This is a genomic window from Gammaproteobacteria bacterium, from assembly GCA_029884425.1.
In the GTDB taxonomy this organism is placed as follows: Bacteria; Pseudomonadota; Gammaproteobacteria; order S012-40; family S012-40; genus JAOUHV01.
The window spans coordinates 1-13,627 of sequence record JAOUHV010000065.1; the positions used below are offsets into that span (position 1 = coordinate 1).

Genomic DNA, 13,627 nt, shown 5'->3' on the forward strand with positions numbered 1-13,627 from the left:
ATATACCCGGTAATCGTCATCGCAGTAGAAACAAGCCTGTCTATCATTACCCCGCTAAACAATGCATTGTGAAACCCACTTCACATAAAGACGCTTTAATCTAGCCACCATGCTCTCCTTGCACTTTCAAAAGTTCTACTAACCTAATTTCCAAAAATCAAAGACTATGACCCCATTGATCCCGATCCCTGATCCATATTGCGCAACCTCACCATGAGTCTGTTATTTCCATGGCATGCGATTTTTTGAACTGTTACGCTATCACATACAGGTAAACACACCCGTCCTACACCCTAACATTAACGGTTCCAGCAATGAAATGGCCGTCATTAGATTCAAGATTAAATTGTAATTTAACAATATCTTGCGTAAGCGTTTCTACGGTTATGTGTCCTTTCAAAAATATCAACGTCCTTGATCCAACCTGCTCAAATAACGAATCTGAAGTGATACTAAAATAGTTATTTTTCATCAAACTATCTGGATTTATCTCAATATCAGAGTTATCAAAATCTCCATTCCCGGTAAGACCTTTAAAATTCACAGAGATAGTTGCAATATCATTCCTATACGGGGCAACAATCAATATTGATGTCGGATACTCGCCAACAACAACCTGAGAAGCTGCACACACATTCGAGCTTGCCGACACCTCGGTGAAATCAGCGCTTTCAATATGCAAACTTCCAGCTTCAAAATAGCTTTCATCAGAAATTTTTCTCAGTGAAATACCCCATCCAGAGCCTAAAAGTTCAATATTTTCTCTATCGATAATTTTTATCGCCTTGCCTGACTTATTTTTAAAATATCCATCACCACTCTTTTCGAATTTTTCGTTACGAAATATAGATCCGCACAAATCAAAAACAATGTAATCTGACTCCTCCCTAATTCCAACTTTATAACTTGCAGCCAATTTATTGGAATCCACAGAAATTTTCCAAACTCCAGACAAGCCAATTTTACCCTCTTTATCACCACTCGATGTACAAGAAGTTAAAACAAAAAACAATATACAATAAGATATCAATCTCACAAACAATCTCCCTCCATGCAAATACATATCCTGCACAAAAGCACACGGCCATTTATCTCCAAAATATCCCTCTTCAAGTCCATTAACCAACATCCTCACAGGAACACCTTCACCTAAAGTAGAAAACAGTGATTTAAATCACCAACCTGCGTCGATATATTTTCAATATATCATTCATTATTAAGCAGGCTTTTCAATCAAGGTTTAGATTGATTTCACTCTCAATACGAATTATACATAACCCAATCACTCTACAATTTAAAAAAGTTTCTAGGAATATTTAATCAGCACATTCACTGTGTCGAAAAAAATCCTAGAAGCCATGTTTGAATGATCACATTCTAGTTATTCAACATTCCAGACACTATTGGTACCAGCCATTCGCTATAGCACCGGAGATCACCTATTTCCTTGGGATATGGATTAACATTGCAAGCAACATAGTCCTTATAATCAACAGGGATAACCCTCTTAATCCCTTGAGACTGGGGATACTCCAATCCCGGCGCCAAAGGACCAGAGAAGATGGCTAAAAACACCTTTTCCCTAACCTCTTCTTCCTGCCATAACTTAAAGCCAATTTGAGTAAAGCCGTCCTCAGTAAGATAGTAGCCAAAATGCCTTTCATCTTCGCTACTATTATCAACAAACCCTTCTTTGCGAGGATTTCGCGGTGCCACCGGCATCCACGCATGATTGCCATCTATTGATCTGACTGATTTTGTAAAAATACTAAATCCCGGCTCATCAAAGAACAATGGAAATGTTTTATATTTCGGGAATTTATTAATTCCCGCTCGACTTACAAGCTCATTCAAGCCATCTGCACCCAACAGAGTTAGCTTAGCCATAACAATAGAATTTTTAACAACGTTAAACTTATCAGGATCAAAAGTTCCATCTATTTTGATTTTCATATCAGACTTCACTCGCTCAGCAACATCCGATATTTCCAACAACCCCTTCCCCGATCCAGTCAACTCATATGCAGCTTTCAGCTCAGCATCACCAACATGCCCTTGAATAATATTTACATATGCCAAAACCTCACTATCCACAAATTCTGAAATAAATTTCCGTTTTGCAAAATCCTTTACCTGATCAGTGAGAGATTTTATATGATTCGCCGCCTGAACCACGCTATATAGCGTAGGATTTACAATCAAAAGAATTTCAGAATATTCCTCGCCTAGGCTTGCTATTGAACCAATAGCGTTATTTAATTCGCTCACCATATCAGCGGTTAATCCAATAGCTTCACAAGCAACTTGGTTTACGGGCTGATAAATTGACGTATAAACCCCTCCATAGCACAAAGCCCAGTTAGATAAATGCCGCATAGGATCACCACCAGCTGGCTTTAGAAATTCTTGTGCCATTCTAGAGCTGGCCTTAATATAGGCGCGATTAGCTCTCTGCACACTTTCTCTCCATAGACTAATATGCTTCTGATAGCTAAAAATTGCCGCAGTAACCTTTTCAACGTCATCCCTAGCTTTTCTTAACGTAGATTCAGCTGATTTCAGATCATCGTAGATCAATTTATATGTAACCTCAACACTTGCACACCACGCATAATTTATGTACCACTGCCAAGAACTGCATCTACTTATATTTGCGAGATCAGCAGAAAGGGATACGACTTCCGCAGCAGCGAAAGTTACGATTCCAGCTGTTGATGAATAAAAATATGCGTATATCTGACTAGCTGAATTTTGCATATCCCACAAAGAGTTATCGTATGCATCCTTTTCTAGCTCGATTAATTTCTTCTCAATCTGATACATTGCCCACAGATGGGTAGTCGCACCAATTTTTCCGTACTCTGAATTTACCCCGTCATTTGATATAAATATCTGTGTGAGAAAATCCAATGGGAGCATTTCCCCAGTAGCGACTAAATTACTTACATCTCCTTGCGCCAATATAGGTTGGTGCTTCGCAATGTATTTCTCCAAAGCAGAATGGCGCGTTTCATTTTGCACCCTATCCTCGTCAAATAATTCGAACTGATCTCCAGAATACCAATTCACATAGGTATGAGCCCAGAAATCACCCGCACCATGACCCAGAAAACCATATGCAAACGCTAAATTTTTAGGGGAAGGGGTTTCTTGCGCTTTTTTAAGTACAAACTGCATCCAAGCATCCGTTTTCCATCCATTAGGATCACCATGCACCCCCCCCGGGTGCGTAGTCTGTTGCCCACCAATAAGATCTGGATAACCATCTGGTCCAACATTTCCCATCAGGTACACGGACTGATTGTTGAGAATTGCATCCCTAACATCCGGCTTAATAGAAAAATCACCAAACGGAGGAATGTTAACTTTCCCCCATTTATCCCCCGACCTATTCAAATCATCAATCACTTTTTGACCGATATAAACATGGGTTTTTGTATCAAATGCATTCGATACCACGGGAATCAGCGATATAAAAACCAACAATAAGCGATAAATTAATTTCATCTTATCAACCCTCTTTAAATTTCACACAAATAGAAAATTTATACGTAAAATTTTACAGCTCCTAATAACAATCTATTGCCAATCAGGAAGAGTTAATCAAAAGAATAAATTCGGAGAAGAAAAGAGAAAAGAACGTAGAAAACGGAATAGTGTCAACTGCTTCTGACCGCATTCCACAGTAGCTAACACTTTTCGGCCTATCCATGCCTCATACACCTACAAATCCATTCGCCATATAGTGGAGAGAAGTGAATTACTGGAAAATAACCATATTTTTTGTCGATGTCAATGTCAATATTTTTTCAGCTATTGTGCACGCCATACCCTGCGAATATGAGTCTCTGTCAGCAAAAAGAAGCAAACCTTATGTTGTAAATTCGCCAGCATAGACAATGCCCTGAAAACAAAAAGCCCGACACACAGGTCGGGCTTTTTGATGAGCTATCGGGGTCAGAGTAAGCGTACTCTGACCCCAGCGTCACATTTACTTTTTCTTCGGCGCATAAATATCCGTACACGTCCCCTCTGCCACTTCGGCAGCGAAGTTAAACGTCTCGGACAGGGTTGGGTGTGGATGAACAGTCAAAGCGATGTCTTCGATGTCCGCGCCCATTTCCAGCGCCAGTACCGCTTCGGCAACCAGTTCACCGGCATTGGGGCCAACCATCGCCGCACCGATGATCTTGTGATCGGCGTCGAACAGCACTTTGGTCATACCCTCATCGCGGCCCAGTGACAGCGAACGACCGGAAGCCGCCCAAGGGAATACGCCTTTGTGGTATTCGATGCCTTCGGCCTTGCACTGTTCTTCGGTTTTGCCCATCCACGCCACTTCGGGATCGGTGTAGCAGACCGATGGAATCGTGCGTGCGTCGAAGAACGATTTCTCGCCTGCGATGTTCTGCGCGGCCACCTTGCCTTCGTGCGTAGCCTTGTGCGCCAGCATGGGCTGACCGACGATATCGCCGATCGCATAGATGTGCGGCACGTTGGTGCGCTGTTGTTTGTCGACGGGAATGAAACCCCAGTCGTTCACCGTCACACCGGCTTTGTCGGCGTCGATCAGTTTGCCGTTGGGCGAACGACCGATGGACACCAGTACGCGGTCAAACGTGTCGGTGCGCGTGCCGTTTTTATCTTCCAGGGTGACTTTCATGCCTGCGTCGGTAGATTCAACGGCCGTCACTTTGGTGTTGAGGAAAATATTTTCGTACCGACCTTTGATGCGGCGCTCCAGCGGACGCACCACGTCGCGATCAGCACCAGGAATCAGGCCCGCTGACAATTCCACTACCGTGACCTTGGCACCCAGCGCATCGTACACCGTCGCCATTTCCAGACCGATGATACCGCCACCAATCACCAGCAGGCGCTTGGGAACTTCCTGCACTTCCAACGCGTCAGTGGAATCCATTACGCGTGGATCACTCCAGGGAATGAATGGCAGTTTGGTGACGCGTGAACCGGCGGCGATGATACAGTTGTCAAAACCAACCACGGTTTTGCTGCCGTCATCCGCCACCACTTCGATGGTGTTGGGCGAAGTAAATTTGCCATAGCCGTGAACGATTTCGACCTTGCGCTGTTTGGCCAACTGTTTCAGACCACCAGTCAGCTTGCCGACCACTTTGTTTTTGTGACCGCGCAACTTGTCCAGATCAATTTTTGGCTTGTTGAAATCCACGCCGATTTCGTGGAACTCGGCGGCTTCATTGATGACCTGTGCAGTGTGCAGCAGTGCCTTGGAAGGAATACAGCCGACGTTCAGACACACCCCACCGATGGACTGATAGCGTTCGATCAGAATCACCTGCTGCCCCAGATCGGCTGCGCGGAATGCCGCAGTGTAACCACCAGGGCCAGAACCCAGCACCACGGTCTGTGCCTGCTTGTCGACCTTGCCAGCAAAACTCGCTGCCTTGGGTGCCGCAGCGACGGGAGCCGCTGGTGCAGGTGCTGCAGAGGCCGCTGCGGGCTTGTCTGCCTTGGGAGCCGCTGCCGCTTGTGCGCCCACTTCCAGTTTCACGATGGCAGAACCTTCGCTCACCTTGTCGCCCAGCTTGATCAAAATTTCTTTCACCACGCCAGCTTGCGGCGAAGGAATTTCCATGGAGGCTTTGTCAGACTCGACCGAGATCAGCGAAGTTTCCGCCTTGATCTGGTCACCAACGCTAACCAGAATTTCGATGACTTCCACTTCGGAAAAATCACCGATGTCAGGAACCTTGATTTCTACGATATTGCTCATGGGCAAATCCTATTTGATTCTTTGCAAAATCATTGTGGGAGCAAATCGTGCTCCCACAAGTTCAGTTCAATTCAGCGCTGCGACTACAGCAACAAGCGGCGTGTATCAGACAACACGCGACTGAGGAACGTGGTGAAACGCGCACCATCAGCACCGTCAATCACGCGATGATCGTAAGACAAGGAAAGCGGCAACATCAAACGCGGCTCAAACTCCTTGCCATTCCACACTGGCTGCATCTTGGCGCGGGAAACGCCCAGGATCGCCACGTCAGGCGCGTTCACGATCGGCGTAAACATGGTGCCACCGATGCCGCCCAAGCTGGAGATGGTGAAGCAACCACCCTGCATGTCAGAAGGCTTGAGCTTTTTGTCGCGCGCCTTGATGCTGATTTCACCCAGCTCAACCGCCAGATCTACGATGGACTTGCGATCCACATCGCGCACCACCGGCACCACCAAACCATCGGGCGTATCCACCGCAATACCGATGTTGTAGTACTTTTTGAAAATCAGATTTTCGCCAGTCGGGTCCAGTGACGCGTTGAAGCGCGGATATTTCTTCAGCGCCGAAACCACCGCCTTCATCATGAACACCAGCGGCGTGATACGGATGCCCTGGTCTTTGTAATCGCCGGACAATTGCTTGCGGAATTCTTCCATGTCGGTGATATCGGCTTCGTCAAACTGGGTCACGTGCGGAACAGTGAGCCAGTTGCGATGCAGATTTTTGCCGGTGAGCTTGTTGATCTTGGTCAGCGGCTTGCTCTCGATCGCGCCCCACTGACTGAAATCGATTTCCGGCATCGGGTCGATACCCAGACCACCGCCAGTCACAGGCTGAGACAGCGCACGCTTCACAAAGCTCTGCACGTCTTCCTTGGTGATGCGACCTTTACGACCAGAACCAGCCACCTTGCCCAAATCCACACCCAGTTCACGGGCGAATTTGCGCACTGACGGTGTTGCGTAAGCCTTGGAGAAAGCGACCTCATCAATCTTCGCCGTGGGCGATACTTTTTGTGCCACTGGCGCGGGAGCCGCCGTCTTGGCTGCCGCTGGCGCGGGAGCCGCGACAGGTGCAGGTGCGGCTGCCACTGGAGCAGGGGCTGCTTCCTTTTGAGGTGCAGCGGATGCACCGGCCGCTGGTTCCAGCAGCAAAATCAGACTGCCTTCGGAAACCTTGTCGCCGATCTGAATTTTGATTTCTTTCACCACACCGGCTTCAGGCGAGGGAATCTCCATGGAGGCTTTGTCCGACTCCACAGAAATCAATGACGTTTCCGCAGCAATCGTGTCACCAGGAGACACCAGAATTTCGATGACTTCGACTTCGCTGAAATCACCAATGTCAGGAACAAGAATTTGTTTACTCATTTTTTTCCTTCGCTCATTCCGCAGGTCTTATGCGTACAACGGGTTGCGTTTTTCGCTGTTAATGCCGTACTTGGCGATGGCTTCAGCCACCACTTTGGCATCGATCTGACCTTCATCAGCCAGCGCCTTCAGAGACGCCACAACCACGTTCACTGCATTCACTTCAAAGTGTTTACGCAACTGTGCGCGGGTGTCGGAACGACCAAAACCGTCCGTACCCAGTACCACATATTTACCAGGTACCCACTCGCGAATTTGATCAGCGTAGCTGCGAATATAGTCGGTCGCAGCGATGAACGGGCCTTTGCGACCGTCCAGCATTTGCGCCACGTACGGTACGCGTGCTTTTGCCGTCGGATGCAAACGATTCCAGCGTTCGCAATCAGCCGCTTCACGCGCCAACTCGTTAAAGCTGGTTGCACTCAGAATGTCGGCATCGACGTTCCAGTCGGCCGCCAGCAAATCTGCCGCTTCGATCACTTCACGCAGAATGGTACCGGAACCCATCAGCTGCACTTTCAGCTTTTTCTTGCCACCTTTGCGGAACTCGTACAAACCTTTGACAATGCCTTCTTCCACACCGGCAGGCATGGCTGGATGCACGTAGTTTTCGTTCATGGTGGTGATGTAGTAGAAAACATTTTCCTGGTTCGCATACATGCGACGCAGACCGTCCTGAACAATCACTGCCAACTCGTAGTTGAAGGTGGGATCGTAGCTGACGCAGTTTGGAATCGTGCCCGCCATCACCAGACCGTGACCGTCCTGATGTTGCAAACCTTCACCGGCCAGTGTGGTACGACCTGCGGTAGCACCGATCAGGAAGCCACGCGCCTGCATGTCACCCGCTGCCCACGCCAAGTCGCCGATACGCTGGAAACCAAACATGGAGTAGTAAATGTAGAACGGAATGGTGTTTACACCGTGCGCGCTGTAGGAAGTCGCTGCAGCAATCCATGAAGACATGGAGCCGGCTTCGTTAATGCCCTCTTCCAGAATCTGGCCAGATTTGTCCTCTTTATAGAACATAATCTCGTCCTGGTCCTGTGGCGTGTACAACTGGCCCACAGAAGAATAAATTCCCAACTGACGGAACATACCTTCCATACCAAAAGTACGCGCTTCGTCAGGCACGATAGGCACGATGTTCTTGCCGATTTTCTTGTCGCGGCACAGCAATGTCAGCATACGCACATAGCCCATGGTGGTGGACATGTCTTTGTCGCCACTGCCCTTGAGCAATACATCGAATGTTTCCAGTGCAGGCACTTCCAACGGTGCAGCAGCGTGCAAACGCACAGGCAGGTAACCGCCCAGCTCTTTGCGGCGCGCATGCATGTACTGCATTTCGGGACTGTCGTCGGCAGGTTTGAAATATTTCGCCGCAGCGGCATCTTCGTCGTTCAACGGAATGTTGAAACGATCGCGGATGTAGATCATCTCTTCGCCGCCCAGTTTCTTCTGCGAGTGCGTGCGATTTTGTGCTTCACCCGCTGCGCCCATGCCGTAACCTTTAACGGTTTGCGCCAGAATTACGGTCGGACGATCAGTGCACTCGGCAGCGGCTTTGTACGCAGCGTAAACTTTGTGCGGATCATGGCCACCACGATTCAGGCGCCAGATGTCGTCATCAGACATCTTGGAAACCATTTCCAGCAGCTCTGGATATTTGCCGAAGAAATGCTTGCGCACGTAAGCGCCATCTTTGGCTTTGTAGTTTTGCAGATCGCCGTCAACCACTTCCATCATGCGCTGATGCAGCAGGCCAGTTTTGTCTCTGGCCAACAACGGATCCCAGTAAGAACCCCACAGCACTTTGATCACGTTCCAGCCGGCACCGCGGAACTGGGCTTCCAGTTCCTGAACGATTTTGCCGTTACCGCGCACCGGACCATCCAGACGCTGCAGGTTACAGTTGATAACCCAAGTCAGATTTTCCAGTTTTTCACGGCCAGCCAACGAAATCGCGCCCAGTGATTCTGGCTCATCAGTTTCGCCATCGCCCAGGAATGCCCAGACCTTGCGTCCACGGGTATCAGCCAGACCACGATCTTGCAGATACTTCATGAAGCGCGCCTGATAAATCGACATGATCGGACCCAGACCCATAGATACGGTAGGGAACTGCCAGAAATCGGGCATCAAATGCGGATGCGGATAAGACGACAAACCATTGCCATCCACTTCCTGACGGAAGTTGTCCAACTGCTGTTCAGTCAAACGGCCTTCCAAAAAGGCACGCGCATAGGTACCGGGAGACGCGTGACCTTGAGAGTAAATCAAATCGCCGCCATGCTCGTGGCTGGGCGCACGCCAAAAGTGGTTGTAACCCACATCGTACAGCACGGCTGCCGAGGCAAACGTGGCGATGTGACCACCCAGTTCAGAGGCCTTGCGATTGGCTTTTACCACCATTGCCGCCGCATTCCAGCGAATGAAGGAACGAATGCGATCTTCGATCGCCTGGTCGCCAGGAATGGGCGCTTCCAGGTGGGGCGGAATGGTATTCACATACGCGGTATTCGCGGAATACGGTAGGTTCGCACCGGAACGACGGGCTTTATCGATCATTTGTTCCAGCAGGAAGTGCGCACGTTCTACGCCTTCATTTTCTACAACGGCTTCAAGGGCTTCCAGCCACTCCTGCGTTTCAACTGCGTCGATATCCGGTAACTGCGATTGCTGGGACATTCATCCAACCTCTTAAAAGTGTATCCAAATTAGGTTCGCCGCTGGCCATCTGTTGCGCCAAAAAGGGCGTATCTTCAAGGAACTGAAGTTAAAGGTCAACGATTTTACCTGTTTCGCGCGCCAATGGGAATGTGGGGCCGTTTACTAATCAAACACTTAGGGATTTGGTCAAAAATTCAGCCGGCCGATTCGCGCAATTGTTGCGCACTTTGGATGGAATTTTTCCGTACCCAAGCGCACATTCCCCTCTCAATCGTGCGTCAAACTTCACCTAGAACAAATAGTTGGACGGCTGTGATATCATAACGCCCCCGTGCTACCAGAGAGCTATTGTAGTCCATGCAATCCATAACGCTGACCCGCCCCGATGACTGGCATTTGCACCTTCGTGATGGCGAGGCGCTGAATGCCGTTGCGCCGTTCACTGCCACCCAGTTTGCGCGCGCCATTGTGATGCCCAACTTGCAGCCACCGATCACCAAAGTTGACCAGGCCCTGGCCTACCGCGAACGCGTTCTGGCGGCCACGTCCGAACAGCCCGATTTCAATCCCTTGATGACGCTATACCTGACCAACAACACCACTGCGGATGAAATCAAGAAAGCGGCACAAAGCGAACACGTTCACGCAGTCAAACTCTACCCCGCAGGTGCCACCACCAATTCCGAACACGGCCTGACCAGCATCGACAAAGGCTACGATGCCATCGCGGCCATGGAGGAACACGGTCTGCCACTGTTGGTACACGGTGAAGTCACGCGCAGCGATGTTGACGTTTTTGATCGCGAGGCACGTTTCGTTGACGAATTGTTGTCGCCACTGATGCAGCGTTTTCCCAAATTAAAACTGGTGCTGGAACACATCACCACCGGCGAAGGCATCGACTTTGTGAACAGCCATGGCAATCACGTCGGCGGCACACTGACACCGCAACATTTGCTGCTCAATCGCAACGCATTATTCCAAGGCGGCATTCGGCCACATCATTACTGCCTGCCGGTACTCAAGCGCGAAACCCACCGGGTTAAATTGCTCGCAGCGGCCACCAGCGGCAGCAAGAAATTTTTCCTCGGCACCGACAGTGCCCCACATGCCCAGCACCGCAAAGAAACCGCCTGCGGCTGCGCCGGGATTTTCAGTGCCCATGCGGCGATCGAATTGTATGCCGAAGCATTCGAACAAGCCGGCGCACTGGACAAACTCGAAGCCTTTGCCAGCTTCAATGGCCCGGATTTTTACAACCTGCCACGCAACACGACCAAAGTGACCCTCGTCAAACAAGAATGGAACGTTCCTGAAAGCTACGCTTTTGGCAGCGACAAACTCATCCCTTTCCGTGCGGGCGAAACCGTACGCTGGAAACTGAAAGCAGACTAATGCCGCTAGACCATACCAACATCTCCATGTCTTCACGGTTTCGCGGCTATTTGCCCGTCGTTATCGATGTAGAAACCGCAGGTTTTAACCACCAAACCGATGCGCTGCTGGAAATTGCCGCCGTGCTGATTGACATGGATGAGGAAGGCATTCTGCATCGCGGCCAAACGCTGCACTATCATGTTCGCCCATTCAAGGGCGCCAATCTGGAAAAAGCCGCGCTGGATTTCAACGGCATTGATCCTTACCATCCGTTTCGTCTGGCCCAGGACGAACTGGACGTTCTCACCAACATCTTTAAAGCCATTCGTCAGGCAGTAAAACGCTACGATTGCACCCGCGCCATTCTGGTCGGCCACAATTCAGCGTTTGATTTGAATTTTCTCAATGCAGCCATTGAGCGCACTGCGGCCAAACGCAGCCCGTTTCATCCGTTCAGCAGTTTTGACACCGCCACCCTGGCCGGCCTGGCGTATGGCCAGACAGTATTGGCGCGCGCAGCCAAGGAAGCAGGCATCAGCTGGAACGAAAGCGACGCTCACTCCGCCGACTACGACGCCGAAAAAACCGCCGACCTGTTCTGCGAAATCGTCAATCGCTGGCGCCAACTGGAACTCAGCGCCAACTTTTTCTAACTGGCCAATCTCTCAATCCCAGGCGCCGCTGCCCACCGGCTGCAGCGGCGCTATCGCACCCCATTCAGCCACCTTCGCATAACGCAGTTCGGTGATATACTACCCGCAGTTTCCCACTGATCAGACAACGGTACCCCATGGCACAATACGTTTACACCATGAACCGCGTTTCCAAGATCGTTCCGCCGAAACGCGAAATCCTGAAAAATATCTCCTTATCCTTTTTTCCTGGCGCCAAAATCGGCGTTCTGGGTCTAAACGGTTCGGGTAAATCCACCCTGCTGCGCATCATGGCCGGCGTCGACAAGGAAATTGACGGCGAAGCCCGCCCCATGCCCAACATCCGCATCGGCTACCTGCCACAGGAACCGCAGCTTGATACCAGCAAAGATGTCCGCGGCAATGTCGAAGAAGCCTTGGGCAGTATCAAGGATGCGCAGGCCGAGCTGGACAAAGTGTACGCTGCCTACGCCGAACCTGATGCAGACTTTGATGCGCTCGCCGCACGCCAAGCCGAGCTGGAAAATATTCTGCAAGCAACCGACGGCCACAATCTGGACCGCACCCTGGAAGTCGCCGCCAGCGCACTAAACCTTCCACCCTGGGACGCAGATGTCACTAAACTTTCCGGCGGTGAAAAACGCCGTGTGGCGCTGTGCAAACTGCTGCTCTCCGGCCCCGACATGCTGCTGCTGGACGAACCAACCAACCACCTGGACGCCGAATCCGTCGCCTGGCTGGAACGTTTCCTTCACGACTTCAAAGGCACTGTCGTCGCCATTACCCACGATCGCTACTTCCTCGACAACGTCGCTGGCTGGATTCTCGAACTGGATCGTGGCCACGGCATTCCTTGGGAAGGCAACTACTCCAGCTGGCTGGAGCAAAAAGAAAAACGCCTGCAGCAGGAAGAAAAATCTGAATCTGCCCGCATGAAAGCAATGAAACAGGAATTGGAATGGGTGCGCTCCAACCCCAAAGGTCGTCACGCCAAGAGCAAGGCGCGTCTGGCCCGCTTCGAGGAACTGTCCAATGTTGAGGCTCAGAAACGCAACGAAACCAAGGAAATCTTCATTCCACCCGGCCCACGTTTAGGTGACAAAGTCATCGAAGTGAAGAACGTGAAAAAAGGCTTTGGTGATCGTTTGCTGGTGGAAAATCTCAACTTCAGTCTGCCACCCGGCGGTATCGTCGGCATCATCGGCCCCAACGGTGCGGGTAAAACCACCCTGTTCCGCATGCTGGCCGGCCTGGAGCAGCCTGATGGCGGCGAAATTATTCACGGCGAAACAGTTCAACTGGCTCACGTTGATCAAAGCCGCGACAGCCTGAACGACAAGAAAACCGTGTGGGAAGAAATTTCCGAAGGTCAGGACATCATTACCGTCGGCAATTACGAAACACCTTCGCGCGCCTATGTGTCACGCTTTAACTTCAAAGGCACCGATCAACAGAAGCGTATCGGCGAACTGTCCGGCGGTGAACGCAACCGCGTGCACCTGGCCAAACTGTTGCGCAGTGGCGGCAACGTGCTGCTGCTTGACGAACCAACCAACGACCTGGACGTAGAGACCCTTCGCGCGCTCGAAGAAGCCTTGCTCGACTTCCCCGGCTGTGCCGTGGTTATCTCGCACGATCGCTGGTTCCTGGATCGGATCGCGACTCACATTCTGGCATTTGAAGGTGACGCCCACGTGGAATGGTTCGAGGGTAACTTTGCTGACTACGAAGCCGACCGCAAGCGTCGGTTCGGTGAAGCCGCCGATGAACCAACCCGATTCAAGTACAAAAAA

The 13,627-nt window shown here is 50.3% G+C and carries 8 protein-coding genes; 3 read left to right on the forward strand and 5 right to left on the reverse strand.

The genetic code is table 11. The annotated features are described in order from the left end of the window. Window positions 1-286: 286 nt before the first annotated feature. From OEW58_13005 to aceE, 5 genes are all read right to left on the reverse strand, one after another. Window positions 287-1,129, reverse strand: coding sequence for a hypothetical protein (locus OEW58_13005; protein MDH5302269.1), 843 nt, complete (start codon window positions 1,127-1,129; stop codon window positions 287-289). A 248-nt stretch (window positions 1,130-1,377) separates the two neighbouring features. Beyond that, window positions 1,378-3,507: a hypothetical protein gene (locus OEW58_13010; GenBank protein MDH5302270.1), complete on the reverse strand. Its 2,130-nt coding sequence runs from the start codon at window positions 3,505-3,507 to the stop codon at window positions 1,378-1,380. Between the two features lie 484 nt (window positions 3,508-3,991). Then, the gene (lpdA, locus tag OEW58_13015; protein ID MDH5302271.1) at window positions 3,992-5,755 is read right to left on the reverse strand and encodes a dihydrolipoyl dehydrogenase; all 1,764 of its coding nucleotides are present in this window, start codon (window positions 5,753-5,755) and stop codon (window positions 3,992-3,994) included. 83 nt (window positions 5,756-5,838) lie between these two features. Next, the gene (gene aceF / locus OEW58_13020) at window positions 5,839-7,131 is read right to left on the reverse strand and encodes a dihydrolipoyllysine-residue acetyltransferase (protein ID MDH5302272.1); all 1,293 of its coding nucleotides are present in this window, start codon (window positions 7,129-7,131) and stop codon (window positions 5,839-5,841) included. Window positions 7,132-7,158: 27 nt separating this feature from the next. Further along, window positions 7,159-9,822 carry a pyruvate dehydrogenase (acetyl-transferring), homodimeric type gene (aceE, locus tag OEW58_13025; GenBank protein MDH5302273.1) on the reverse strand — a complete coding sequence of 888 codons (2,664 nt, stop codon included), beginning with the start codon at window positions 9,820-9,822 and terminating at the stop codon, window positions 7,159-7,161. Between the two features lie 339 nt (window positions 9,823-10,161). Here aceE and pyrC point away from each other — a divergent pair, with 339 nt between their 5' ends. The 3 genes from pyrC to ettA all read left to right on the forward strand — a co-directional run. Further along, window positions 10,162-11,199: a dihydroorotase gene (gene pyrC / locus OEW58_13030; protein MDH5302274.1), complete on the forward strand. Its 1,038-nt coding sequence runs from the start codon at window positions 10,162-10,164 to the stop codon at window positions 11,197-11,199. Further along, a complete protein-coding gene (rnt, locus tag OEW58_13035) occupies window positions 11,199-11,834 on the forward strand; it encodes a ribonuclease T (GenBank protein MDH5302275.1) in 636 nt (211 codons plus the stop codon). The genes pyrC and rnt overlap by 1 nt, the downstream gene beginning before the upstream one ends. 137 nt (window positions 11,835-11,971) lie before the next feature. Beyond that, a partial coding sequence (gene ettA, locus OEW58_13040; protein MDH5302276.1) for an energy-dependent translational throttle protein EttA occupies window positions 11,972-13,627 on the forward strand: 1,656 nt, incomplete at its 3' end.

What these genes read in the sequence shown, in the direction of transcription:
- OEW58_13005 (MDH5302269.1), bottom strand. Translation starts at nt 1,129, where the DNA reads ATGTTGGTTAATGGACTTGAAGAGGGATATTTTGGAGATAAATGGCCG.
- aceF (MDH5302272.1), bottom strand. Translation starts at nt 7,131, where the DNA reads ATGAGTAAACAAATTCTTGTTCCTGACATTGGTGATTTCAGCGAAGTC.
- pyrC (MDH5302274.1), top strand. Translation starts at nt 10,162, where the DNA reads ATGCAATCCATAACGCTGACCCGCCCCGATGACTGGCATTTGCACCTT.
- rnt (MDH5302275.1), top strand. Translation starts at nt 11,199, where the DNA reads ATGCCGCTAGACCATACCAACATCTCCATGTCTTCACGGTTTCGCGGC.
- aceE (MDH5302273.1), bottom strand. Translation starts at nt 9,822, where the DNA reads ATGTCCCAGCAATCGCAGTTACCGGATATCGACGCAGTTGAAACGCAG.
- lpdA (MDH5302271.1), bottom strand. Translation starts at nt 5,755, where the DNA reads ATGAGCAATATCGTAGAAATCAAGGTTCCTGACATCGGTGATTTTTCC.
- OEW58_13010 (MDH5302270.1), bottom strand. Translation starts at nt 3,507, where the DNA reads ATGAAATTAATTTATCGCTTATTGTTGGTTTTTATATCGCTGATTCCC.